20 protein-coding genes, 1 tRNA gene and 1 pseudogene are annotated in these 25,580 nt (G+C 65.6%); 5 read left to right on the top strand and 17 right to left on the bottom strand.

The window, feature by feature from the left end; translation table 11 throughout:
• Nucleotides 1–10 precede the first annotated feature (10 nt).
• The 8 genes from cydC to AAHS21_RS16185 form a co-directional block, all read right to left on the bottom strand.
• Nucleotides 11–1,654 (bottom strand): thiol reductant ABC exporter subunit CydC, encoded by a 1,644-nt coding sequence (gene cydC, locus AAHS21_RS16220; RefSeq protein ID WP_342928629.1) that lies wholly within the window; start codon nt 1,652–1,654, stop codon nt 11–13.
• Nucleotides 1,641–3,254 carry a thiol reductant ABC exporter subunit CydD gene (gene cydD / locus AAHS21_RS16215; RefSeq protein ID WP_342928628.1) on the bottom strand — a complete coding sequence of 538 codons (1,614 nt, stop codon included), beginning with the start codon at nt 3,252–3,254 and terminating at the stop codon, nt 1,641–1,643. Before cydD ends, cydC begins: the two co-directional genes overlap by 14 nt.
• A gap of 56 nt (nt 3,255–3,310) precedes the next feature.
• Entirely contained in the window at nt 3,311–4,351 is a 1,041-nt protein-coding gene (gene cydB, locus AAHS21_RS16210; RefSeq protein WP_342928627.1) for a cytochrome d ubiquinol oxidase subunit II, read from the bottom strand.
• An 18-nt stretch (nt 4,352–4,369) separates the two neighbouring features.
• Nucleotides 4,370–5,824, bottom strand: a complete 1,455-nt coding sequence (locus AAHS21_RS16205; RefSeq protein WP_342928626.1) for a cytochrome ubiquinol oxidase subunit I — start codon at nt 5,822–5,824, stop codon at nt 4,370–4,372.
• Between the two features lie 45 nt (nt 5,825–5,869).
• The gene (locus AAHS21_RS16200; protein ID WP_342928625.1) at nt 5,870–6,469 is read right to left on the bottom strand and encodes an HdeD family acid-resistance protein; all 600 of its coding nucleotides are present in this window, start codon (nt 6,467–6,469) and stop codon (nt 5,870–5,872) included.
• Between the two features lie 23 nt (nt 6,470–6,492).
• Complete coding sequence (locus tag AAHS21_RS16195; protein WP_342928624.1) at nt 6,493–7,833, bottom strand: adenylate/guanylate cyclase domain-containing protein; 1,341 nt, start codon at nt 7,831–7,833, stop codon at nt 6,493–6,495.
• A gap of 48 nt (nt 7,834–7,881) precedes the next feature.
• Nucleotides 7,882–8,571 carry a hypothetical protein gene (locus tag AAHS21_RS16190; protein WP_342928623.1) on the bottom strand — a complete coding sequence of 230 codons (690 nt, stop codon included), beginning with the start codon at nt 8,569–8,571 and terminating at the stop codon, nt 7,882–7,884.
• 1,586 nt (nt 8,572–10,157) lie between these two features.
• Nucleotides 10,158–10,234 (bottom strand) — tRNA-Leu (locus AAHS21_RS16185).
• 112 nt (nt 10,235–10,346) lie between these two features.
• Between AAHS21_RS16185 and AAHS21_RS16180 the strand changes: the two genes are divergently transcribed.
• Nucleotides 10,347–10,973: an ANTAR domain-containing response regulator gene (locus AAHS21_RS16180; RefSeq protein ID WP_342928622.1), complete on the top strand. Its 627-nt coding sequence runs from the start codon at nt 10,347–10,349 to the stop codon at nt 10,971–10,973.
• A gap of 165 nt (nt 10,974–11,138) precedes the next feature.
• On the opposite strand, the gene AAHS21_RS16175 is transcribed toward AAHS21_RS16180, so the two are convergent.
• Both AAHS21_RS16175 and AAHS21_RS16170 read right to left on the bottom strand, forming a co-directional pair.
• The gene (locus AAHS21_RS16175; RefSeq protein ID WP_342928621.1) at nt 11,139–12,341 is read right to left on the bottom strand and encodes a lipid-transfer protein; all 1,203 of its coding nucleotides are present in this window, start codon (nt 12,339–12,341) and stop codon (nt 11,139–11,141) included.
• On the bottom strand, nt 12,338–12,793 hold the full coding sequence (locus AAHS21_RS16170; protein ID WP_342928620.1) for a Zn-ribbon domain-containing OB-fold protein: 456 nt from the start codon (nt 12,791–12,793) through the stop codon (nt 12,338–12,340). The genes AAHS21_RS16175 and AAHS21_RS16170 overlap by 4 nt, the downstream gene beginning before the upstream one ends.
• Before the next feature lie 133 nt (nt 12,794–12,926).
• Here AAHS21_RS16170 and polA point away from each other — a divergent pair, with 133 nt between their 5' ends.
• The 4 genes from polA (at nt 12,927) to coaE (ending at nt 18,966) form a co-directional block, all read left to right on the top strand.
• Nucleotides 12,927–15,587 (top strand): DNA polymerase I, encoded by a 2,661-nt coding sequence (gene polA, locus AAHS21_RS16165; protein ID WP_342928718.1) that lies wholly within the window; start codon nt 12,927–12,929, stop codon nt 15,585–15,587.
• A 26-nt stretch (nt 15,588–15,613) separates the two neighbouring features.
• Nucleotides 15,614–16,060, top strand: a complete 447-nt coding sequence (locus AAHS21_RS16160) for a DMT family transporter (protein ID WP_342928619.1) — start codon at nt 15,614–15,616, stop codon at nt 16,058–16,060.
• 239 nt (nt 16,061–16,299) lie between these two features.
• On the top strand, nt 16,300–17,745 hold the full coding sequence (rpsA, locus tag AAHS21_RS16155) for a 30S ribosomal protein S1 (protein WP_342928618.1): 1,446 nt from the start codon (nt 16,300–16,302) through the stop codon (nt 17,743–17,745).
• 6 nt (nt 17,746–17,751) lie between these two features.
• Complete coding sequence (gene coaE, locus AAHS21_RS16150) at nt 17,752–18,966, top strand: dephospho-CoA kinase (protein WP_342928617.1); 1,215 nt, start codon at nt 17,752–17,754, stop codon at nt 18,964–18,966.
• A 3-nt stretch (nt 18,967–18,969) separates the two neighbouring features.
• Here the strand turns inward: coaE and AAHS21_RS16145 are convergent, their stop codons facing one another.
• The 7 genes and pseudogenes from AAHS21_RS16145 to AAHS21_RS16115 form a co-directional block, all read right to left on the bottom strand.
• Complete coding sequence (locus tag AAHS21_RS16145) at nt 18,970–19,380, bottom strand: hypothetical protein (RefSeq protein WP_342928616.1); 411 nt, start codon at nt 19,378–19,380, stop codon at nt 18,970–18,972.
• A 24-nt stretch (nt 19,381–19,404) separates the two neighbouring features.
• Nucleotides 19,405–19,776, bottom strand: a pseudogene (locus AAHS21_RS16140) (Fpg/Nei family DNA glycosylase); the annotation flags it as partial.
• A 3-nt stretch (nt 19,777–19,779) separates the two neighbouring features.
• The gene (gene ligD / locus AAHS21_RS16135; RefSeq protein ID WP_342928615.1) at nt 19,780–20,670 is read right to left on the bottom strand and encodes a non-homologous end-joining DNA ligase; all 891 of its coding nucleotides are present in this window, start codon (nt 20,668–20,670) and stop codon (nt 19,780–19,782) included.
• Nucleotides 20,670–21,668, bottom strand: a complete 999-nt coding sequence (gene ligD / locus AAHS21_RS16130) for a non-homologous end-joining DNA ligase (RefSeq protein WP_342928614.1) — start codon at nt 21,666–21,668, stop codon at nt 20,670–20,672. The genes ligD (AAHS21_RS16135) and ligD (AAHS21_RS16130) overlap by 1 nt, the downstream gene beginning before the upstream one ends.
• Nucleotides 21,665–22,240 carry a DNA polymerase ligase N-terminal domain-containing protein gene (locus AAHS21_RS16125; protein ID WP_342928613.1) on the bottom strand — a complete coding sequence of 192 codons (576 nt, stop codon included), beginning with the start codon at nt 22,238–22,240 and terminating at the stop codon, nt 21,665–21,667. The genes ligD (AAHS21_RS16130) and AAHS21_RS16125 overlap by 4 nt, the downstream gene beginning before the upstream one ends.
• 9 nt (nt 22,241–22,249) lie before the next feature.
• Nucleotides 22,250–22,717 carry a DUF402 domain-containing protein gene (locus AAHS21_RS16120; protein WP_342928612.1) on the bottom strand — a complete coding sequence of 156 codons (468 nt, stop codon included), beginning with the start codon at nt 22,715–22,717 and terminating at the stop codon, nt 22,250–22,252.
• Between the two features lie 93 nt (nt 22,718–22,810).
• Nucleotides 22,811–25,450, bottom strand: a complete 2,640-nt coding sequence (locus AAHS21_RS16115) for an FHA domain-containing protein (protein WP_342928611.1) — start codon at nt 25,448–25,450, stop codon at nt 22,811–22,813.
• Nucleotides 25,451–25,580 lie beyond the last annotated feature (130 nt).

The raw sequence follows: 25,580 nt of genomic DNA, 5'->3' as shown, positions 1-25,580 counted from the left end.
GTACCGGGCCTCAACCGATGTGCAGCTCGGGACAGTCCACTGCCGTGGGCAGGTGATGAGTGGCCACCACCACCGTCCGCTCACTGCTCATCAGCCCGTTCGACGGGCCCAGCAGATCGAGCAGGATCTGCTCGGCGTCGGCCGCGTCGAGATGTTCGGTGGGCTCGTCGAGCAACAGAATGCGGGCCGGCGACAGCATCGCCCGGGCCAGCAGCAGCCGCCTGCGCTGACCCGCCGACACCGCGTGTGCGCCGCCGGTCAGCACCGTCGACAGCCCCTCGGGCAGACTCGCCAGCCAGTCACCCAGGCCAACCGCGCCCAGTGCTGCCTCCAGTTCGTCGTCGCCGCAGTCGCCGCGGGCGACCAAGAGGTTGTCTCGAACGGTGGTGGCAAAGACATGCGCGTCCTCGGCGAAAAAGCAGACTGCGCTGGGCAATTCGTGTTCGTCGAATCGACTCACGTCGGTTCCGTTCAACATCGCGTGGCCGTGCAGTGGCGGCACCAGCCCAGCCAGTGTCATCAGCAGCGTCGTCTTCCCGGCGCCACTGGCACCAGTGACGGCCAACCGCGCGCCCGGCTCGAGGTCGAGGGTCACCCGGTGTGACAACGCCTGCGTGTGGCCGGATCGCACGTCGGCCGCTAACCTCGCGGTGCCGAGTGGTATTGGTTTCGGAGCAGGGGATTCGGGTTCGGCCTTGTGGACCGGTGGCGCCAGGTCGAGCAGACGGCGCGCAGCGATCCGTGAACGCGTCAACTGAATAGCGGCTCCGGGTAGGGGAGTCATCGCCTCGAATGCGGACAGCGGCAACAACATCAACACCGCCAAGGTGGTTGGTGCGACCGCGGGTGCGAGCCCGATGCCGGCGACGACCGCGCCGAGCACGCTGGCTGCGACCGCGGCGGTCGGCATGGCCTCGGCCAGGGCGGCCGGCCTGGCGGCCGCGTCCAGCGCATCACTCCAGCGGAGCTGGCGACAATGCGATTCTGCGATGACGCCCGGCAGGGCGCCGGCGACGCGAAGCTCGGGCGCGTGCTCGAGGGCGATCATCGCCGCCGTGTCGCGCTCGGAATGATATTGGCGGGCAACCTCTTCCTGCGTGGCGGCCGCCCTGCCCGCCAGCAGGGGAGCCAGCACGCCGGCGATCAGGAGGCAGATTGCCAGCACCGTGCCGGCCGCCGGTGAGATCACCGCGACCGCGACCGTTGCCGCCACCGCCAACACCGATGCGACGCCGATCGGGATCAGGGCGCGCACCAGGACGTCGGAGAGTTCGTCGACATCGGCCCCGACGCGTGCCACCAGCTCACCGCTGTGCAGCCGGACGGCCACCGCCGCCGGCCCGTGCGTCAGCCGGTGATAGATCTGCGATCGCGCGGTGCCGGCCGCGCGCAGCGCGGTGTCGTGAGTGACCAGTCGCTCACAGTAGTGCAGCACGCCGCGCGAGATCGCCAACAAGCGCACCGCGACGACCGCGACGGACAAATCGAGGATGGGCGGCATCTGCCAGGCCCGCGTGATGAGCCACGCCGAGACTCCGGCCAAGGCCAGCGCGCTGCCCAGCGACAGCACTCCCAACGCGATGGCGGCCAGGATGCGGGGCAGCCGCGGCCGCAACAGGCTCGACGCCGCAACGAGCGGATCAGACTCGCGCACAATGCACCTTGCCGTCCGAAACCACCTCGACCACATGGTCACCGATCGCCACGACGGGCTGCCGGTGGCCGACGACTACGACGGTCGACCCTGCGCGGGCCCGCTGCACAATGGCCCGCAGCACCCGCTGCTCGGTGTCGGCGTCCAAGTGGGCGGTGGGCTCATCGAGCAGCAGCACCGGGGCCGGCGAACCGAACGCGCGGGCCAAGCCGAGCCGCTGGCGCTGTCCCAGCGACAGCCCGGCGCCGTCGCGTCCCAGCACAGTATCCAGCCCGTCCGGCAGCTCGGCCAGCACCGAATCGAATCCTGCTGCAGCACAAGCATGTTCGGGGTGTGGCAACTCGCCGAACAAGGCCAGGTTATCGCGGACCGTGCCGGGGATCAGCACCGGGCGCTGCGGTAGCCAGGACAGTTGCCGCCACCACGCGCTGCGCTCCAACTCCGCGACGTCGACCCCGTCGACGGTGACCCGGCCGGATGACGGCACCGTGAGCCCCGCGATCGCCTGCAGCGTGGTGCTCTTCCCGGCGCCGTTGCGGCCGGTGAGCACCGTCACCCGGCCCGGCGGGATCACCGCCGTCAACTCGCACGGCGAATTGCCGTCGCGGCCGGCGACACTGAGCTGCTCGAGCCGGATCTCTGTGCCGCCCGCGACGACCGTTCGGTTGCGCTGTGCGGCCGCGGGGTGGTCGCCGATCAGCGCGAACGCCTCGTCGGCCGCGGTCCGGCCGTCTTGAGCGGCGTGGAATTCCACGCCGATGCGGCGCAGCGGCCAGTAAACGTCGGGTGCCAGCAGCAGCACGGTCAATCCGGTGGTCAGGGTCATCTCGCCGGCCACCAGGCGCAGACCGATGGCGACCGCGATCAGCGCGACGCCCAGGGTGGCCAGCAGTTCGAGCACCAGCGCCGACAGGAATGCGATGCGCAGCGTCGCCATTGCGGAGCGGCGATGAGCCGCAGCGAGTTCGGCGATTCGATACTCGGGGCCCGAAGCGCGACCTAACGCTCGCAGCGTCGGGATACCCGCGATCAGGTCCAGCAGCCGGCCCTGCAGCGTGGTCATGGCGGCCAGCGCGGCCGCTGATCGCTCCGCTGTCGCGAGCCCGATCAACACCATGAAAATCGGTATCAGCGGCAGCGTGATCGCCACGATCACCGTCGATTTCAGGTCATAGAGCGCGATCACGGCCACGGTCGCCGGAGTCAGGATCGCGGCAAGCAGCAATGTGGGCACATAACCGGTGAAGTAGGGACGTAAGCCGTCCAGGCCCCGGGTTACCACAACCGCGGCCGCGTCTCGCTGCGCGTCGAGTTCGTGGGGTTGCCGGGCGGTGACCGCCGTCAACACCTGATCGTTGAGATCGGCGATCACCGCGCTGGCGCCGCGCTGGCCCAGGCGCGCCTGCAACCACTGCGTCACCGTGCGAACGACCCACAGCGCCAACAGAACCGACAGCGGGCCCAGCCAGCCCCGCAGACCACGAGCAGAAGGATCGGTGATGACTGTCGCGACGATGCCGGCCAACACGATCGCCGAGCCGATCGCGCAGCCAGAGATCACCACTCCGCAGCTCACCGTGGCAGCCAGGTAGCGACGCAACGCACTCGATGCCCGCCACAGTCGCGGGTCCAGGGGCGCCCGGGAGTTGCGGGTGCTCAGGACGGACGCCTTGCCAGCCCGATCGACGCAGGTATCCGGTCAGTCGAGATCCGTTGCCGGAAAACCCAATACGTCCAGGCCTGGTACGCGACCGTCAGCGGGGCGAAGAATGCGGTCACCCAGGTCATGATCTTGAGGGTGTAGGGCGTCGACGACGCGTTGTAGATCGTCAGGCTCCACTGCTTGTTCAGCGTGGAGGGCACCAAATCGGGATACAGCACGCCGAACAACAGAATCACCACGGCCGTAACAACCAGTGCGGTGCTGACGAACGCCCAGCCGTCGGACTTACGGCGCCACACCAGCGCGACTGCGGCAAGCTGTGCGACGACCGCCACCGCCAGCACCAGCCAGGTCCAGTCCTTGCCGTACGCCAGCTGCGTCCAAAGTCCGAAGGCGCCAACGAGTCCCGTGACCGGTAGTGACAGCTGCTTGGCGAATCGGTGCGCGTCGTCGCGGATCGCGCCCGCCGTCTTCAACGCGACGAACACCGCGCCGTAGAACAAAAACAGCCCGGCGGTGGCCAGCCCGCCCAGCAGTGTGTAGGCGTTGAGCACGTCGCCGATGGAGAGCTGGACGTGGCCGTTGGCGTCCACCGGTAGCCCGCGCACCAGGATGGCGAACGCCACACCCCAGAGCACCGCGGGCAGCCAGGACCCGGCCGCAATCCCGAAATCGGCCAGGGCACGCCATTTTGTGTCGTCGACCTTGCCGCGCCACTCGATCGCCACGGCACGCACGATCATGCCGAACAGGATTGCCAACAACGGAAGGTACAGCGTGGAGAACACCGTCGCGTACCAACCGGGAAACGCCGCGAACATCCCGGCGCCGGCGGTGAGCAACCAGACCTCGTTGCCGTCCCACACCGGGCCGATCGTGTTCAGTGCCGTGCGCCGGTGGACTTCCGGATCGCCGCTGCTTACCCGAGCGAACGGCTCCATCAGCATTCCCACCCCGAAGTCGAAGCCCTCCAGGATGAAGAAGCCCAGGAACAGTACGGCGATGATGCCGAACCACAACTCTTGCAGCGCCATTGGTCAACTCCTTCCCAGTCAGTAGGCGAACGACAGCGGGGCCACTTCGTCATCGCCGGGTGTTTTCGGCGGTGCGGGTTCCGCATCGTGTTCCAACGGCCCCTCGGCGACGTAACGCTTCAGCAGCCAGAACCAGATGACCGCAAGCACCGCGTAGACAAGGGTGAATATCACCAACGAGGTGACGACCATGCCGGCCGGGTGATCCGATACGCCTTGGCCGACCGTCAGACGGACCTGCTGGTCGCCGGTCGGATTGGGCACCACAATCCATGGCCGGCGGCCCATTTCGGTGAACACCCATCCGGCGCTGTTGGCCAGGAACGGCGTGGGGATGGTCAGTAGCGCGAACCAGGAGTACCACGACTGGGCCGGGGTGCGGCCACCACGGGTCAGCCATAAGGTGGCCAGCGCGAACAGCACCGGAATCGCCATCAAGCCGATCATCATGCGAAACGACCAATAGGTGACGAATAGGTTCGGCCGGTAGTCGTTTGGCCCGAACTTGCGTTGAGAATCCTGCTGGATGTTACGTACGCCCTGCAGTGTCACACCGGTGAATTTGCTCTCGGCGAGGAACGGCAATACGTAGGGCACCTGGATCACGCGGGTGATGCTGTCGCAATTGTTGTGCGAGCCAACGGTCAAGATCGAGAAGTCCGGATCGGTTTCGGTGTTGCACAACGATTCCGCCGACGCCATCTTCATCGGCTGCTGCTGGAACATCAACTTGCCCTGCTGGTCGCCGGTGAAGAACAACCCGACGGTGGCGAACAGTGCCACCCAACACCCGAGGATCGCCGCCGGGCGAAACACGGTGCCGAGATCCACATTGCCCGACTTTTGTGCGCGGATCAGCCACCAGGCGCTCACCGCGGCGACGAAGGTGCCGGCGGTTAGCAGCGAGCCGTTGACCGCGTGTGAAAAGGCCGCGCGGGCAGTGTTATTGCTGAGGAACGCCCCGATGCTGTCCAACTCGGCGCGCTTGGTCGCCGGGTTGTAGTGCGCCCCCACCGGATGCTGCATGAACGAATTCGCCGAGATGATGAAGAACGCGGACACGTTGACGGCGATCGCGACGATCCAGATGCAGGCCAGGTGCACCAGTCGCGGCAACCTGCTCCAGCCGAAGATCCACAAGCCCAAGAAGGTGGATTCGAAGAAGAAGGCGGCCAAGCCTTCCATCGCGAGTGGGGCGCCGAAGATGTCGCCGACGAATCGCGAGTATTCGCTCCAGTTCATGCCGAACTGAAACTCCTGCACGATCCCGGTCGCCACCCCGATCGCGAAGTTGATCAAGAGCAGCTTGCCGAAGAACTTGGTCAGGCGATACCAGGCCGTATTACCGGTGGCCACCCAGACGGTCTGCATGACGGCGACCAATGGGGCCAGGCCGATCGTGAGCGGCACAAAGATGAAGTGGTAGACGGTGGTGATACCGAACTGCCACCGCGAAATGTCGACGACATTCATCCGTCATCTCCCGTGACTGCAACGTTCTACGACGCAGTGTAGTAGTTAGGCGCTTCTGACGCCATTCCCGAGTTCTTTGGAGGCCTTGCGGATTCCGAACGACGCGATCACTTCGAAGACGCCGATGACGGCCAGCCAAATGCCGACAACGATCGCGAGGGTGATGATCGATGCGAACGGGGAGGCCAGCACGACAACGCCGGCGATCAGTGTGATCGCGCCCACGAAAATCGACCAGCCGCGTCCCGGGAGGGTGGGGTCGCTGATCGCGGAAACCGTTGTGGCAACCCCACGGAAGACGAATCCGATGCCAATCCAGATGGCCAGCAACAGGACCGCGTATCCCTGGCCGAAGTGGCGAAATGCCAGCACGGCCAGGATCAACGATGCCGCGCCACTGACGAACAGCAGGATGCGACTGCCCGCCGAAACATGCAGGCTGAAAGCGAATACGACTTGCGCGACACCGGTAATCAGCAGATAGAAACCGAAGGCGATCGCGGCGGCCAGGACCGAGATTCCCGGCCACGCCAGCACCAGGGCACCGAGGATCAGCGTCAGGATTCCCGATACCAGCGTGGATTTCCACAGATGCGGCAACATGGTTGGAACTTCAGTGGGCTGCATAGCCTCACTGTGACACAACCGCGCAGCCGAAAATAGGGGCTTTAGACCGTGGCGCCGTGCGTCGTTCGCGGTTCCTCGGCGGCCATTTCACCGGGTACGGTAGCGGCCGGCTTGCGGCCGATCAGGTACCAGGTGTGCATCACGCCTTTACCTTTGACCTCGATGCGGCCGCGCTCGCGCAACACGAACTCGTCCTTCAGGCGCTCGTACACGTCCTCGGGCACTTGAATCTGTCCCACCGAGTCCGTCGCTTCCATCCGGGCCGCGACATTGACCGCGTCGCCCCACACGTCGTAGAAGAAGCGTCGCGATCCCACCACGCCCGCGACCACAGTGCCCGCAGCGAAGCCCACTCGTAGCGGCACCGAAAGTCCTTGCGCGTCTTTGATTTCCGAGGCAGTTGCGACCATGTCGAGGGCAAAGTCGGCCAATGCTTGCACGTGGTCGGGCCGGGGCCTCGGAACTCCGCTCACGACCATGTAGGAGTCCCCGCTGACTTTGATTTTCTCCAGCCCGTGCTTGTCCACCAGTTCGTCGAAAGCGCCGTAGACGCGGTCGAGGAACTTGACGAGGTCGCAGGGCGCGGTCGAGCTGGCGCGCTCGGTGAAGCCGACCATATCGGCGAACAGCACCGAGGCCTCTTCGTATCGGTCGGCGATCACGTCGCGCTCGGGTTCTTTGAGCCGGTTGGCGACGCTGGCCGGCAACATGTTGGCCAACAAGGCTTCCGATCGTTCGTACTCCGACTCCATGACGGCTTCGGCGCGCTTGGTGTCGCGCAGCGCGAACCACACCGTCACCACCGCCATGGTGCAGGCCGAGACCGTCGTGATGACAAAGCTCGTCCGCTCGGCCCAGGGCTGCTCGAGCCCGGTCGAGCGGGGGACCAGGAACTGCAGGGTGATCACCAGCCCCGCACCGATGCCTGCCAGCAGGGCGGCCAATCCGATTCGTTCGATGCCGAGCTGCAACACCACCAGGCTCGCGTTGGCGATGTAGTAGTACTGGACGCCGGAGCCGGTGCCGACCTCCCAGCAGATAGCGAAGATGACCAGATACGCCGAGACGATGTAGGTCAGCGGCGCAACCAATTCCCCGAAACGGTGCAGCCACGGGACGGTGAGGAAGATCATCGCGGCGATCAGAGTGATCACCTGGGTTCGCTGTGCAAAGGTCCCGGCCCAGATGCCCAGGATCCCGAAGAGCAGGCTGACGACTACCGCCATCATCGCGTTGATGTTGAGCACCCGGGCGCGACGGTCGTGGCTATCCGCGTAGTGCTCTTTGCGGGCGCGATTCTCGGCCCGCACCGCCGCTTTGCAGTCCGGTCGCGCCGAGCCATCTGAGGAGTTTGGCGGGGCCCCGCATTTCCTAGGCACCACGTTAAGAGCGTAACCGTTTGCCAGGACATTCCCCAACGCTGCGGTGAGCTAACTGTGGCCGGGGGCCCCGGTCGACGGCGCGCCCCGCAAGTGGATGTGCTTGTCACGAAGGCGGCCCGATCGGTGCCCACTGGGCGGCTTCGTCGGCAACGCGGGCAGGTGGGCGACATGCACCGCTCCGGCGTGGGTTTGGACCACGACCGGCATGGTCGCCATGGTGGCCGATACCCGGGCCTCGCGCTTGGCCTGTTCCCGGGCGATGAACAGCACGTCGAGCGGGTACCACAGGCCGACCCAGGCCACCACGAGGAACACGCCGTTGCCGAGGAGTTCGCTCGCGACTTCACCCACCATCGGGCGGGTGAAGAGGTACGACAGCCCGATGCCGACCACGAACAGCACCGAGCCGCTGATCAGCGACCGCATCCCCTGCCGCCAAATCAGGTCATGCTGCCGGTTGGCCCGACGCACGGACAACTCGCCGTAGCGGCGGACCGACGCGACCAGATTCTGGGCTTCTTGCTCCGAGCATTCTCCGGCGATGTCGAGCACGATGCGCTGGATACGGGAATGCCTCTTTTGGGCCAGTAGTAATTCGACGAGTTCGTCAATGCCGCTGTCGATTCGGTGCCCGCCGGATAGCAGAGCCCGCGGGTCGACGGCGAACAATTCGGTGGGGTCGTCCAATTCAATGACGATGTCCGCCAACGGTTCCTGGCGATCGCGTCGCAGGTCCACGCCACAACCTCCCACACGAAAAGGCACCGCTTGTCACGGCACGCCCGAATATTACTGAGGTCGGCGTCGGTAACCGGCGGTATGACCCAATATGTTGGCGTACAAACGGTCTCAGTTGTCGACTAGCGGCCCGTGAAATGACTATCCACCCCTGCGGACAGGGGTGGATAGCGCCGAGCCTAAATGCTGATGCAGGATCCGCCGGGAATGCAGAAGCTTCCGCATCCCGAAGTGGTGAGCGGGGTCAGCACAATAACGATGGCAACGAACAGTTTGCTAAAACGCGACACGACGAACTCCATTCTGAGTGAACGGGGTAAAGCGTGCTTACTGTACGTCTGTTGAACACGCTGAAAACGTGTCGCGAACCAACCGTGTTGTTTTCGGGATGGCGGCGTTATTGCGGCGTTGCGCGAACGCGATCAGGCGGTCCGTCTGAGTCGGCGAAGTAATAGGCCAAGCTCGCGGCATCGCCCGCCGGCAGCACCGCCACGCCCGCGAACATGCCGAGCGGTAGGCATCGCGTGCTGAGTCGCAGCGTCTACTTCAGCGCGGTCATCCGGGTAATCCGGCACCGTTCCGAGGGAACACCGGATGATCACGCTCCCGGCGAGTGCGTGCATTTCCGCGGGAGGATTCTGGCGAGGGTGATCGGTTGTTGGCGTTTTCTCCGTGAACGAGCGCGATCGCGAGAGCCGATAGAGTCGACCGGACATATTCGCCAGCCGGGCGTATGGCCGGAATCAGCACAATGATCACGGAGTATGACGATGGTGAAAAATTGGCCGATATTTAATCCGCCAACTCTTCATTATGGTTTGGTGCTACCTGTCACCAGCGCAGCGGGCATGTCCGAAACCCGCTCCGTAACCTGTTGAGGTTTACTACCTGTAAATGACGACCGGCATCACTGTCGGTCGAATCGAAGGCCCTGTGGCCCTTCGATTCTCGGGTCGGGCGATGACTCAGGTCTGAGGGAGCTCCGGAATAAGAGCAAAAGGTTGAACACGACGACTGCCGCGCTGATGTAGCTTCCGGGCCGGTGCATTAAAGGAATTAGCAGAATTATCGCGCAGTTGATTCCCAACGAAATTTTGGGCCATGTTCTCGCGGCTGTCCCACGGCGGTTTAAAACTACGACCGTAATCGCTAGCAGAATGACATATACCAGCGACGCTACAACCCACCAGTACTCAAACCACCAATCCTTGAGCATGGTTACGATCTACCCCGAATCATTGCGGTGGTGTGCCGACGCCTGTGCTTCTGCATTCAGCAGTGCGGTGGCGCGCTGATGGATAACTGTGGCACTCGTCGGCCTCGGCTTGCCGGGCGGCCCGCTCCATCGGATCGGCGTAGTGGTACCTGTCGGTGACCGAAAGGTCTTCTTCCACAGTGAATTCCGCGTTCTAGGCGCTGGTCCGAAGACACTTTCAGCTGGTCGGCCCCCATGTCGGGAAGCATACGGCCGGTCGGAGCAAGGCGGTAGTCATGTGTTAACCAGACGTTTGCGCTGTCCGACGCTTCCCGAGGGCGAAGGTGAAAGAAAAGAACGATACGGGGTGAGCCGCCGGCTCCGGTCTGCGTGGTGCCCTCGGTGAGATTCGAACTCACACTGGACGGGTTTTGAATCCGTTTCCTCTGCCAGTTGGGATACGAGGGCTCTACGTGGTGTTTACCTTTTGCGGCCTCCCACCATAGAGGATCGGTGCCGTCATCCGCTCTCACCGCCCCCGATGTCGCTGGTTGTCGCGATCCACGAGAGAATGTCCGTCATGACAGGCCCCACGACCGACGCCGACGCCGCTGTGCGGCGCCGGGTCCTGATCGCGGAAGACGAAGCGCTGATCCGTATGGACTTGGCCGAGATGCTGCGAGAGGAGGGCTACGACATCGTCGGCGAGGCCGGTGACGGCCAGGAAGCCGTCGAGCTGGCCGAGCTCCATAAGCCCGACCTCGTGATCATGGATGTGAAGATGCCGCGCCGTGACGGCATCGACGCCGCGTCCGAGATAGCCAGCAAACGCATCGCGCCGATCGTGGTGCTGACCGCGTTCAGCCAGCGCGACCTCGTCGAACGGGCGCGCGATGCCGGGGCGATGGCATACCTGGTGAAGCCCTTCACGATCAGCGACCTGATCCCGGCCATCGAGCTGGCCGTCAGCCGCTTCGGCGAGATCACCGAGCTGGAACGCGAAGTCGCGACGCTGTCGGATCGGCTGGAGACACGCAAGATCGTCGAGCGCGCCAAGGGGCTGCTGCAGTCCAAGCAGGGCATGACCGAGCCCGAGGCGTTCAAGTGGATTCAGCGGGCCGCCATGGATCGGCGGACCACGATGAAGCGGGTGGCCGAGGTCGTGCTGGAAACACTCGGCAGCGAGTCCGACGAGGAGTCCGGCTAGCCGCTCAGGGCCCCGGTGCCGTCGCGTGTGCGGGGACGGCGGCGAGTGTGCCGCTGCGGCGTTGAGTGTGCGGTCAGGGCGGCGACATGCGCGACACCCCGCTGTGAGCGCACACCGAAAACCGTGGACGCACACCCGACGAGACGGGCATGGGGCTGACGAGCCCTAACGGGCCACGATCACCGACGAACCGTGGCCGAACAGGCCCTGATTCGCCGTAACGCCGACCGTGGCGTTCTCCACCTGCCGGCCGGTTGCCTGGCCGCGCAGCTGCCAGGTCAGCTCGCAGACCTGGGCGATCGCCTGAGCCGGGATGGCCTCACCGAAACAGGCCAGCCCGCCGGACGGGTTGACCGGCACGCGACCGCCGATGGCGGTGGCGCCGCTGCGCAGCAGCTGCTCGGCCTCACCCTTGGGGCACAGCCCCAGGTGCTCGTACCAGTCGAGTTCCAGCGCGGTGGACAGGTCGTAGACCTCGGCCAGGCTCACGTCTTCGGGCCCGATACCCGCTTCGGCGTAGGCCGCGTCGAGAATCTGATCCTTGAACACCCGCTCGGGTCCGGGCACCACGGCGGTGGAATCCGTTGCGATGTCCGGCAATTCGGGCAGATGCTGCGGGTACTGCGGTGTCACCGTGCTGACAGCGCGCACCGAGGGCACACCGTCGAGCGAGCCGAGGTGCTTGCGCGCGAAGTCCGCGCTCGCCACGATCAGCGCCGCGGCACCGTCGGAGGTGGCGCAGATGTCGAGCTGGCGCAGCGGGTCGGAGACCACCGGACTGGCCAGCACGTCCTCGACCGAAGACTCCTTGCGGTAGCGGGCATTCGGGTTTTGCAGGCCGTGCTGCGAGTTCTTGACCTTCACCTGGGCGAAGTCCTCCGACGTCGCCCCGTACAGGTCCATCCGTCGGCGCGCCAGCAGGGCGAAGTACACGGGGTTCATCGCGCCGATCAGGTGGAAGCGCTGCCAGTCGGGGTCGTTTTTACGTTCGCCGCCGACCGGCGCGAACGCCCCCTTGGGCGTGGTGTCGGCGCCGATCACCAACGCGACGTCGCAGAACCCGGCCAGAATGTGGGCCCGCGCGCTTTGCAGCGCCTGCGAACCGCTGGCGCAGGCGGCATAGCTCGAGCTGACCGGCACGCCGTTCCAGCCCAGCTTCTGCGCGAACGTCGACCCGGCGATGAAGCCGGGGTAACCGTTGCGGATGGTGTCGGCGCCGGCCACCAGCTGGATCTGCTGCCAGTCCAGACCGGCCTCGGCCAGCGCCGCGCGTGCGGCGACGACGCCGTATTCGGTGAAGTCACGGCCCCATTTGCCCCAGGGGTGCATCCCGGCGCCGAGGATGTAGAGCGGTTCGGGAGTAGTCATTCCACGACCTTCCACGCGTGCACGATGCGCTGGACACCGTCGTCGTCGATGAACAGCGGCATGGTCGTCAGCTCCATCTCCATGCCGACCTTCAGGTCGGCGGCCAGCGTGCCCTCGACCACCTTGCCGAGCACGATGATGCCCTCGTCGGCCAGCTCCACCGCGGCGATCGCGAACGGCTCGAAGGGGTCCGCAGCGGGGTACGGCGCGGGCGGCGGATACCGGTTTTCGGTGTAGCTCCACAGCGTTCCGCGGGTCGACAGTGCGACGGGCTCCAGGGTGTCGCTGGCGCAGGCCGGGTTGGGGCAGTTGTTCTCTCGCGGCGGGAAGACATACGTTCCGCACGCTGGGCACTTGCTGCCGATCAGATGGGGATGTCCGGCCCCGTCAGGAGTCGAGGCGGTGGCGAACCACCCGTCGATCGCGGGTTGTGTACTGGTGACCTCTGGCACTCGGCCAGACTACCCAGCTCAAACACAAAACTGAAACGTGTTGCAGTTCCGCCGGGGCGGGTGACTCGTCACAGCGGATGCCTAGAGTGAGAGCGTGCCTGCCGCCACTGAGGAACAGACCAAGCCGACACTGATGTTGCTGGACGGCAATTCGCTGGCTTTTCGGGCGTTCTACGCGCTGCCCGCGGAGAATTTCAAGACCCGCGGCGGCCTGACCACCAACGCGGTCTACGGCTTCACCGCGATGCTGATCAACTTGCTGCGCGACGAGGCGCCGACGCACATCGCCGCGGCCTTCGACGTCTCGCGTCAGACGTTCCGGCTGGAGCGCTACCCGGAGTACAAGGCCGGCCGGTCGGAGACGCCCGACGAATTCCGCGGCCAGATCGACATCACCAAGGAAGTGCTGGGCGCACTCGGCATCACGGTGCTCGCCGAGCCCGGATTCGAAGCCGACGACCTGATCGCGACGCTGGCCACCCAGGCGGAGAACGAGGGCTACCGGGTCCTGGTGGTCACCGGCGACCGTGATTCTCTGCAACTGGTCAGCGACGACGTGACGGTGCTGTATCCGCGCAAGGGCGTGAGCGAGCTCACCCGCTTCACTCCGGAGGCGGTCGTCGAGAAGTACGGGCTGACGCCCGCGCAGTACCCCGACTTCGCCGCGCTGCGTGGCGATCCCAGCGACAACCTGCCCGGCATCCCGGGCGTGGGGGAGAAGACCGCGTCCAAATGGATCGTCGAGTACGGGTCGCTGCAGGGGCTGGTCGACAACGTCGACTCGGTGCGCGGCAAGGTCGGCGACGCGCTGCGGGCACACCTGGCCAACGTCATCCGTAACCGCGAGCTCACCGACCTCGTCAAAGACGTGCCGCTGGCGCAAACCCCGGACACGCTGCGGATGCTGCCGTGGGATCGCGACCAGATCCACCGGCTTTTCGACGACCTCGAGTTCCGGGTTCTGCGCGACCGGCTGTTCGAAACCCTGGCCTCGGTGGACCCCGAAGTGGACGAGGGATTCGAGGTGCGCGGCGGCGCGCTCGAACCCGGTCAGCTGGCCGTGTGGCTGGCCGAACACAGCTCCGGCAAGCGGTTCGGCCTGGCCGTCGTCGGCACCCACCTGGCCTACGACGCCGACGCCACCGCGCTGGCGATCGTGTCCTCCGACGGCGAGGGCCGCTACATCGACACCTCGGCGCTGGATCCCGACGACGAAGCGGCACTGGCGTCCTGGCTCGCCGACCCCGGCCCGCCCAAGGCCCTGCACGAAGCCAAGCTGGCGATGCACGACCTCGCCGGGCGGGGCTGGACGCTGGCCGGCGTCACCTCCGACACGGCGCTGGCGGCCTACCTGGTGCGGCCCGGGCAGCGCAGCTTCTCCCTCGACGATCTGTCGCTGCGCTATCTGCGCCGCGAACTGCGCGCCGAAACGGCTGAGCAGCAACAGCTTTCGCTTCTCGACGATTCCGAGGGCGTGGACGACCAGGCGGTGCAGACGCTGCTCCTGCGCGCCGTGGCGGTGCTGGACCTGGCCGATGCGCTGGACGAGGAGCTGGCCCGGATCAACTCCACCGCACTGCTCGAGGGCATGGAGCTGCCGGTGCAGCGCGTGCTGGCCAGCCTCGAGCACGTCGGCATCGCGGTGGATCTGCCGAAACTGTCCGAGCTGCAAAGCGATTTCGCGCACCAGATCCGCGACGCGGCCGAAGCGGCTTACGAGGTGATCGGCAAGCAGATCAACCTGGGCTCGCCAAAACAGTTGCAGACGGTGCTTTTCGACGAACTGGGCATGCCGAAAACCAAGCGCACCAAGACCGGCTACACCACCGACGCGGACGCCCTGCAGTCGCTGTTCGACAAGACGGGCCATCCGTTCCTGCAGCATCTGCTGACCCACCGGGACGCCACCCGGCTCAAGGTCACCGTCGACGGGCTGCTTAATTCGGTGGCCTCCGACGGGCGTATCCACACCACGTTCAACCAAACCATCGCCGCGACTGGCCGGTTGTCGTCGACCGAGCCGAATCTGCAGAACATTCCGATCCGCACCGAGGCGGGCCGGCGCATCCGCGACGCGTTCGTGGTCGGCGATCGCTATGCCGAGCTGATGACCGCCGACTACAGCCAGATCGAGATGCGGATCATGGCGCATCTGTCGCAGGACGCAGGCCTGATCGAGGCGTTCAACACCGGCGAAGATTTGCATTCGTTCGTGGCCTCTCGGGCCTTCGGGGTGCCGATCGAGGAGGTCACCCCCGAGCTGCGCCGCCGGGTCAAGGCGATGTCTTACGGGTTGGCCTACGGATTGAGCGCCTACGGATTGGCCGCCCAGCTCAAGATCTCCACCGAAGAAGCCAAAGAGCAGATGGACCAATACTTCGCCCGGTTCGGCGGCATTCGCGACTACCTGCGCGACGTCGTCGAGCAGGCCCGCAAGGACGGCTATACCTCCACGGTGTTCGGCCGCCGGCGCTACCTGCCCGAACTGGACAGCAGTAACCGCAACGTGCGCGAAGCCGCCGAACGGGCGGCACTCAACGCGCCGATTCAGGGCAGCGCGGCCGACATCATCAAGGTGGCGATGATCGAGGTCGACAAGGCGATCAAAGAGGCCGGGCTCAAATCCCGGATGTTGTTGCAAGTGCACGACGAATTGCTGTTCGAAATCGCGCCCGGCGAGCGGGACCAGGTCGAGAAGCTGGCGCGCGGCAAGATGGGCTCCGCCTACTCGCTGGACGTCCCGCTCGAGGTTTCCGTCGGCTACGGCCGCTCCTGGGACGCCGCCGCGCACTAGAAGCGCTCACTGGAAGAAGGAGTGGCATGAACGCCGCCTGGATCATCCCGTTCATCATCCTGGGTGGTGCGCTTCAGACTTGCGGTGCCGCGATGAACGGCCAGCTCTACAAGCACATGATCAACCCGTGGCTCGCGTCGGCGATTTCGTTCGCGGTCATCACCGTTTTCTTCATCGCCGCGTTCCTGCTGATGCCGAAACCGCTGCCCACCGCCCGGGACATCGCGTCGATGCCGTGGTGGGCCGTGATCGGTGGCCTGGTCGGGGCGGTCCAGGTTTATGCCGGCCTCACCCTGGTCAACCGGGTCGGAGCCGGCACCTTCATGGCCTTCACCGTCACGTCAGCGCTCATCATGTCGTTGCTTCTCGACCATTTCGGCTGGTTACGGCTGGATCATCATCCGCTCACGCTGCCGCGGGCCCTGGGCGGCGTGCTCATGGTGGGCGGAGTGGTGCTGATCGCCAAGTTCTGACAAGGCCAATGGCGCAGAGCCTTCCCTACCGCAGGCCCGGCGAGTTTTCGGGACCGGCACGATGACAACAATCGACGTCAAATTCGGGGTTGCGCGAAAGATGCCGCGGGTCGAATATTAGGCGTGGCTGACGTGGCGCGCCGGCCGAGTTTGTCCAGCGTGTGCCCTGTCGAGTAGCCTTATCAGTTAAATCCCAGTTTTATCCCTACGACCCAACCTGTCCGGAGCACCCCAACAATATGCCGAGTCCCGCCGTCACCTCGCCGCAAGTAGCCGTCAACGACATTGGCTCGAGCGAGGACTTTCTCGCCGCAATAGACAAAACGATCAAGTACTTCAACGATGGCGACATCGTCGAAGGCACGATCGTCAAAGTGGACCGGGACGAGGTGCTCCTCGATATCGGCTACAAGACCGAAGGGGTCATCCCCGCCCGCGAACTCTCCATCAAGCACGATGTCGACCCCAACGAGGTCGTTACCGTGGGTGATGAGGTAGAGGCCCTTGTTCTCACCAAAGAGGACAAAGAAGGCCGTCTGATCCTGTCCAAGAAGCGCGCGCAGTACGAGCGCGCCTGGGGCACCATCGAAGCGCTCAAGGAAAAGGACGAGGCCGTCAAGGGCACCGTCATCGAGGTCGTCAAGGGCGGCCTGATCCTCGACATCGGCCTGCGCGGCTTCCTGCCCGCCTCGCTGGTCGAGATGCGCCGGGTGCGCGATCTGCAGCCGTACATCGGCAAGGAGATCGAAGCCAAGATCATCGAGCTGGACAAGAACCGCAACAACGTGGTGCTGAGCCGCCGTGCCTGGCTGGAGCAGACCCAGTCCGAGGTGCGCAGCGAGTTCCTCAACCAGCTGCAGAAGGGCACCATCCGCAAGGGTGTGGTCTCGTCGATCGTCAACTTCGGCGCTTTCGTCGACCTCGGCGGTGTCGACGGTCTGGTGCACGTTTCCGAATTGTCTTGGAAGCACATCGATCATCCGTCCGAGGTCGTCCAGGTTGGCGACGAGGTCACCGTCGAGGTGCTCGACGTCGACATGGACCGCGAGCGGGTTTCGTTGTCGCTCAAGGCGACTCAGGAAGATCCGTGGCGCCACTTCGCCCGCACCCATGCCATCGGGCAGATCGTCCCCGGCAAGGTGACCAAGCTGGTGCCGTTCGGCGCGTTCGTGCGTGTCGAGGAGGGCATCGAAGGTCTGGTGCACATCTCGGAGTTGGCCGAGCGCCACGTCGAGGTGCCCGACCAGGTGGTCGCGGTCGGCGACGACGCGATGGTCAAGGTCATCGACATCGACCTGGAGCGCCGTCGAATTTCGTTGTCGCTCAAGCAGGCCAACGAGGACTACACCGAAGAGTTCGACCCCGCCAAGTACGGCATGGCCGACAGCTACGACGAGCAGGGCAACTACATCTTCCCCGAGGGCTTCGACTCCGAAACCAACGAGTGGATCGAAGGCTTCGACACTCAGCGCAACGAGTGGGAGGCCCGCTACGCCGAGGCCGAGCGCCGGCACAAGATGCACACCGCGCAGATGGAGAAGTTCGCCGCTGCCGAAGCCGCCGGGCACGCCGACAGCGATCACGCGCCGGGCAACGGTGCGTCCTCGCCGAAGGAGGCGGGCGGCTCGCTCGCCAGCGACGCTCAGCTGGCCGCGCTGCGCGAAAAGCTCGCCGGCAACGCCTAACTCTCGATGCTGCGCATCGGGTTGACCGGTGGCATCGGCGCCGGGAAATCGGCACTGTCCGCCACGTTCGCGGAATGCGGTGGGATCATCGTCGACGGCGACGTCATCTCCCGGGAGGTTGTCCAGCCGGGCACCCCGGGGTTGGCGTCGCTCGTCGAGGCGTTTGGTGAAGACATCCTGCAGCCGGACGGATCGTTGGATCGTCCGGCCTTGGCCGCCAAGGCTTTTGCCGACGACGAGGCTCGCCAGAAGCTGAATTCGATCGTTCATCCGCTGGTGGGCAAGCGGCGCGAGGAGATTATCGCCTCGGTGCCGAAGGACTCGGTCGTCGTCGAGGACATTCCGCTGCTGGTGGAATCCGGTATGGCGCCGCTGTTTCCGTTGGTGATCATCGTGCACGCCGATGTGGAACTACGGGTACGCCGGCTGGTCGAGCAGCGCGGCATGTCCGAGGACGATGCCCGCGCCCGGATCGCGGCTCAGGCCAACGACGAGCAGCGTGAGGCCGTTGCCGACATTTGGCTGGATAACTCCGGCAGTCAAGAGGATTTGGTCAAGCGGGCCCGTGAGTTGTGGAACGACCGGATTGTGCCGTTCGCGCATAATCTGGCCGAGCGGCGGTTCGTCCGCGCACCGGCACGCGTGGTGCCGGCCGATCCGACCTGGCCGGACCAGGCGCGCCGCATCGTCAACCGGCTGTCGGTGTCGTGCGGCAATAAGGCGTTGCGCGTCGACCACATTGGATCGACCGCGGTGCCCGAGTTCGATGCCAAGGACGTGATCGACATCCAGATCACCGTTGAATCACTCGCGGTGGCCGATGAACTCACCGACGTCTTGCTGGCGGCTGGTTACCCGCGCATCGAGCATATCGAGCAGGACGACGTCAAGGCCGATGCGCGCAGCACGGTCAGCGATTACGACCACAGCGACGATCCGACATTGTGGCGCAAGCGCATTCATGCTTCGGCTGATCCTGGGCGCCCCACCAATGTGCACATCAGGGTGGCCGGCTGGCCCAATCAGCAGTTCGCGTTGTTGTTCGTCGACTGGCTGGCCGCCAACCCCGGGGAACGGGCTGATTACCTGGCCGTCAAGCACGAGGCCGAAAAGCCCGCCGACGGCGACACGACGAGCTACGTCGAGGCCAAGGAGCCATGGTTCGCCGGCGCCTACCGCCGGGCCTGGGAGTGGGCGGATTTCACCGGCTGGCGCCCTTAGCCGCTACGTCGGCAGCGGCGCTCCACATTGCAGCGCACCGTTATTGGGGTCGGAATTGCCGGGTGTCGGCCGGACCATTTGGTCGGCCTGAACGAAAACGTTGTCGTCGACGTCGATCTCGCAGTGCACGTTCGCTGCGTAGGGGAAGTGCAGCACGATCCGCAGGCCGGCCTGGGCCGGGTCGGGCAACACGGTGTTGGCCTCGAACGCGTTGCCCGGCATCGACGGAAGGTTCGTGGTGTTGGTCTGGCCGCCGTTGGTGACGAAGGTGGCCTGACTGCCGGTCGTCAGGGCGTCGATCCTGGCGCGGTAGGTGATGTTGTGCAGGTCCGCATGTGCCGTTACGGGGACCAGCTGCGAGCCGAGGACGGTGACCGCGACCACCGGCATAGACCAGCGCTTACGAGGGGTCATAGTTGCAGAGATTACGCCCAGCCGCTAACGCTGGCAGTTCGGGCACCACAACGACATCCGGCCGCTCACCCGGCGCCGGCGCAGGCGCGTCCGGCAGCGCGGGCAAGCCGGATCCGGTGCGTCACGCACCCTCGTGAGCCATCCAGGCAGCCCCGGCACCCGGCCATGCCGGACTGCGGTGCGCAGCACCTGGGTCATCGCGGTGTGCAGGCGCTTCACCTCGTCGGCGGCGAGCTCGGCGACCGGGTGGGTAGGTCGTAATCTGGCGCGCCAGCAGATTTCGTCGGTCAGCAGATTGCCCAGGCTGGCAATCACCGACTGGTCCATCAGTGTCGGCTTCAACTGACCGTGCCGGCCGCCGAGCACGTCGCGAAAAGCCGTTAGGCTCATGCCCAGAGTTCAGGCAAGCAGCTTCGCCAACCGCTCTCGCGGTCCAGTCAGTGAGCGGGCGTGCCGGTACATGTGTGCCCACGGATCGCCTTGGTCGGCCAGTCGTTTGGGAAGGTCGCGGATGGTGAACTGGTCCGCTCGCAAGCCGCGAGTGTCCAGTTCGTCCCACTCGAGCGGAGTTGCCACCGGGGCGGTGGGGCGAACTCGGACCGAATACGGCGCCACAGCAGTCTGCGCGTAAGCATTTCGCATGATGTCGAGGTACACCCGGTCGCCGCGCTTGTCCTTTCGGGCTTCCGCCGTGCGGTGTGCGTCATCATCGGCCACCACAACTTCGGCGACGTCTCGGGCAAATTGCCGAGCGGTATCGAAGTCGGCTTCGGGTCGCAGCGGCACCACGACGTGCAGTCCGCGCGATCCGGTGGTCTGCACGTAGCGTGCCAGTCCCAGCTCATCCAGCACGTCGGCCATCGCGTGGGCGGTCGCGCGTACCACCGCGAAGTCGGTGTCCGACGGATCGAGGTCGAAGACTAATCGGTCCGGATGGTGTAGCCGGTCTTTCCGCGACTGCCAGATGTGCAGGGTGATGCAGCTCTGGTTGGCCAGCCAGCGCAGGGCTTCCGGGCGTTCGACCAGTGGGTGCACCAGGGTGCCGCCTTCCTTGGCGACTTCGACGCCGGGCATCCACTCTGGCAGAGTGTCAGCGAAATCCTGTTGTACGAACCCCGTTTCACCGATCCCACGGGGGAACCTCTGCACGGTCACGGCACGGCCCTTGAGGTGCGGGAGCATGGTGGCGGCCACGCTGTCGTAGTATTCCGCCAGGTCTTGCTTGGTGATGTTGTCGTCCGGGAACAAGACGCGATCCGGATGGGTGATCTCGACGTCGATGCGTGGCATCAGTGTGTCTCCCGTACCACATCGCCGGGGTCCTTGTCGGTCCGTAGTCCCTGGTAGCGCGGATGGCGCAGCTTGCCGTCGCGCGTCCACTCAGTAAACCCGATCTGGGCCACCAACTCCGGACGCACCCACCGGGCACCGTTTTGGCGCACCAAACCCCGGGTGAACGGCGCTGTGTCCTGCTCGATCGGGGCGAGCTTCTCATGCAGGCTGCGCAGCGTAGCTTCGTCGAAGCCGGTCCCGACTTTGCCCGCGTAGACGAGGTCGCCGTCGTTGTAGTAGCCGATCAGTAACGCGCCCAACGCGATTCGGCTACCACTTGGACTCGTGTAGCCGCCGACGACGAATTCCTGGTCGCGAACGCACTTGAACTTCAGCCAATTCCTCGAGCGACCGCTCTCGTAGGTGGAGTCGGCCCGCTTGGCGATCACTCCTTCGTCACCGCGCCGGCACGCGGCTTGGTAGGCAGCGAGGCCGGCGCCGACGCGGTGGGCGGTGTTGCGCAACGGATCACCGAAGCTGATCGCGTCGCGCAACAAGCGTTTACGCCACTTCAGCGGCAGCTCGGTGGTGCACTTGCCGTCGAGGTGCAGCAGGTCGAAGAGGTAGTAGTAGACCCGGATTCGCGACGCTCGGGCCACGTCTGGGTCGGTGATGCCCAGCCGTCCCTGCAACCTGGCGAAGCTGGTGCGGCGTCCCTGGAACGCCACGACCTCACCGTCCACCACGAATCGGGTGGTTTGCTGCGCGGTGAGTGCGTCGACGAGCTCCGGGTAGGTTCCGTTGAGTGGCTGGCGATTTCGTGATAGCAGCCGGATGTGATCACCGTCGCGAAACGCCAGGCAACGCATCCCGTCGAACTTGCGCTCGAAGATCCAGTTCGGGTCGGAGAATCTCTTGTCGGTCAGGGTGGCCAGCGTGGGCGCTCGCCAGTCCGGCACCGTCTCGTCGCGCAGTGCTTCGCGTACCGAGTCGGGCAGGCCGGCGAGATCGGTCATGACGATTCGTCCAGGTCGTCCAGCGTGCGGCCGGACAATACCGATTCGGGTTGACTCTTCACCGGTTGGCGCCGAGGGTCGGCGCCCTCGTCTTTGCGTTTGATCAGCAGCCAGGTCTCGTCCGCGCCGTCCCGAACCCTGGTAAGGGTGAAGCCGCCGGTCAGCTTTTCGCCCCGCAAATGGAACGAAAGATGGCCGCGATCCAGGCACTCGGCCATCTGGTGTCCGGTCTCGTTGGTGTAGCTGCCTCGGTCCCAGACGATCACCGGGCCGGCGCCGTACTCACCCTCGGGGATCACGCCTTCGAATTCCGCGTAGTCCAGCGGGTGGTCCTCGGTCCGGCGTGCCAGCCGCCGGTCTCTGGGGTTCGCCGACGGCCCGTTGGCGATCACCCAGGACACGAGCACGCCCTGGATCTCCAGGCGCAGGTCGTAGTGGTCGCTGCGGGCGGCGTGGTGCTGAATCACGAAGGACGGCTCGGTCGTGCCGGCACCACGCCGGCGCCCCAGCCGCCCGCGTGGTTCGGGGCTGCGCCGGAAACGCCGTTTACGTCGGTACTCACTCAAAGGCATACCGCAGAGTTACCCGGGCGCCCGCTGCGAAAACTGGTGCCGCTGGCGCCAGGTGAGTTCGATGCCGTCGCCCGCCAGCCAGCGCTGCAGGTCATAGCCGTTCCGGGCCAGGCCCTCGACGGCGTGCACGGCGCGACGGACCGCCTGGTCGGCAACCTCGGGAGTCAACAGCCCGTGCCGGACGGCATCGAGCAGCTCGTCGACATCGGCCAACGCCGCGCCGGAGCCGGTGCGCACCTCGATATCGAGGTAATGATCCTCGGAGCTCCACACGTCCGGGCCGGGCACATATTCGCCCACATCCAGGTAGTAGTCGTGGTCACGCTCGTGGCCCTGGTTGTAGTGGAACACCGTGGCGCGCAATCCCAGCGACGGCAACAGCCACGATTCCAGGTAGTGGAACTGGGCGCGGCCCGGAGTCGGCCGAGCGATATAGAGCCCCCAGGGGTGCACCGCGTACTCGTCGACCGCCCGCACAATGCCTTTGGGATCGGTGTTGGTGCGGGCGCGCAGGTCGAACGTTTCGTGCTTCGGAGGGTGGATGGCGTTACCTTACCGGGATCGCGGCGGTCAGCGTCGCAGCCGGATCTTCCACCGGACGAAAGCGAGATAGCACAACGACAGGGCGCCCAGCATGCCCATGTCGAACAGCCAGGTTTTCACGGTGTGCTGCCAGAAGCGGTCCTGGGAGAGCAGCGAATCCGGCACCAGGTGCCGCAGATCGACCGTCGAGGCCGCCGCGGCGTAACCCCAGCGCGCCGGCATCACGAACGACAGCTGATCGAGCCCGAGCCGACCGGTCACCGGCACCATGCCGCCGCACAGGACCAGCTGCGCCATCACGGCCACCACGAACAGCGGCATGATCTGCTCGCTGGAGCGGACCAGCGACGAAATCGCCAGGCCGAGAATGGCCGACGCGACGCAGGTCGCCGCGACGGTCGCGAACAGCTCGACGGTGGCCGCGACCGTGCCGTGCCCCAGCAACAGGCCGCCTCGCGTCGGGGCGCTCTTGCCGATCACCACGATCGCGGTGATGATCGCCGACTGCACGATCGCGAACCCGCAAAAGACCGCGGTCTTGGCCAGCAGGTAAGCGGTCGTGGACAGCCCTACGGCCTGCTCGCGCTGGAAGATGGCGCGTTCACCCACCAGGTCGCGGATCGTCAGCGCGGTGCCCATGAACGCCGCGGCGGGCATCAGCAGGGCCAGTATCTGGGCGGCTTCGTCGGGTGTGCCCGCGTTTGCCCCGGGCAAACGGAATCCGTTGGAGCCCGGAACCGTCAGCGACAGCGACCCCAGGATGAACGGCAACAGTGCCAGGAAGACGAAGTAGGCGCGGTCGGCGACGACCAGACGGATCTGCCGGCGCGCGATCGTCGAGATCTGGCGCCGCACGCTGGTATGGACCGGTTCGCCCAGTTCTGCGGGCTCATCGTCCTTGGCCGCCAACGGTTTCCGGCGCTGGGCCTCGTTGCGTTCCAGAAAGCGCCGGTTGGCCTCCTCGGGATCGGCACCCACCTTGGTGAAGATCTTGGCCCAGTTGGTGGTGCCCATCGCGGGACCGATCTGGTCCGGCGGGCCGCAGTAGGCCGTCTTGCCGCCCGGCGCCACCAACAGCAGCTGGTCGCAGAGTTCGAGGTAGGACAGCATGTGCGTCACCACGATCACCACGCGACCGGCGTCGGCCAGCTGGCGCAGCATCATCATGACCTGGTGGTCGAGCGCGGGGTCCAGGCCCGACGTCGGCTCGTCCAGGATCAGCAGCGACGGACCGGTCAGCAGTTCCAGCGCCACCGACGCGCGTTTGCGCTGGCCGCCCGACAGCTTGTCGACTCGGGTTTCGGCGTGTTTGGTCAGGTCGAGTTCCTCGAGCACCTGCGTGACGACCTTGGCGCGGTCGGCTTTGCTGGTATCGGGTGGCAGCCGCAGTTCGGCGGCATAGCCCAGCGCCTGGTTCACGGTCAGCTGGCGGTGCACGACGTCGTCCTGCGGCACCATGCCGATCCTGCTGCGCAAGGACGCGTATTCGGCGTGAATGTTGTGGCCCTCGAACGTGGCTGACCCGGAGCTGGGCGTGGTGTAGCCGGCGATCAGCCGGGCCAGCGTGCTCTTCCCGGCGCCCGATCCGCCGATGACGGCGGTCAATGTCCCCGGACGGGCGGTCAGCGAGATGTTGTCGAGCAGTTGTTTGCCGTTGTCGACGACATACTTGACATCGCGCACCTCGAGGCCGCCGGAACGCGTCGCGGCCTCGCTCAGCTTGGTCAGGGTGCCGTCACGCACCACCAGGTCGACGTTGCCGATGGTGACCACGTCGTCGTCGCTGAGGATTGCCGAGCCGACCCGGGTGCCGTTGACGAAGGTCCCGTTGATGCTGTTGTCCCGGATCTCCAGGCCCAGCGACGTCGGCACCAACGTGGCGTGCTGGCGCGAGGCCAGGACGTCGGACACGACGATGTCGTTCTCGGGGGCGCGCCCAATCGTCATCGCGCCGGCGGTACCCGCGGCCGACGACGAACGCGGTGAGAGCAACTTCACAAACCGCGTCGCGAGGTTGGAGACGTCGGCGGTCTTGGCGTCGATCACGGTGGACTGGGCGGGCGGCGCCGCGTCCACCGGGGCCGGCGTGCGCAGCGATTCGGCGTTGACGACGGTGAGTTCTTCGGGGGGTGTCGCCCGCGGCGGCGGTGGCATTCGTGGCGGAACCTTACGCGGATGTGTACCGGGATGCCTTGGCGGGCCGGGCATTTGAGGTTGCGAACGCCGGAGTGGCTGGCGCGGCGGCGGGAGCGGCTGCGACGTGGTGGTCGGCGGGTCGGGCATCGCGGACCAGGCGATGGTGGGTGGGCCCGAATCCGGGGTTGGCCGGGCCCGGGGCGGCCGGCTGGACTGGCCTTGTTGCGGTCCGATCGCGAAGGTCAGGCGGGGTCCTTGGGGATTTCCGACGTGGATGCTCTGGCCGTCATGCAGGTCGACGACCGGCATCCGATAGCCGTTGACGTACGTGCCGTTCAGCGATCCGTTGTCGATTGCCAGCCAGCGGCCCTGGTCGAAGCGCAGGATCAGGTGCGCACGGGATATCCGCGGGTCGGCGATGCGCAGATCGGCGTGCTGATCGCGTCCGACGATCACTTCTTGGCCTGCGGCGAAGGTTTGTTGAGACCCGTCGTGCCGAATCGTCAGGACAGGAGGGGCGGGTCGATTCACTACTCAAGTATCGGTGCACCGAGTCAGTGCCTCCCATTGGACTGGCCTGTGACTTAGCTTTGTCTGCTTCGGCGGCTTCATAGCTGGTTCATAGCGTCTAACGGACTTTCGCCTATCGGCGTCCGGCAGG

It is taken from the genome of Mycobacterium sp. 050272, from assembly GCF_039023525.1.
In the GTDB taxonomy this organism is placed as follows: Bacteria; Actinomycetota; Actinomycetes; order Mycobacteriales; family Mycobacteriaceae; genus Mycobacterium.
This window is presented reverse-complemented; position numbering and strand designations above follow the sequence as displayed.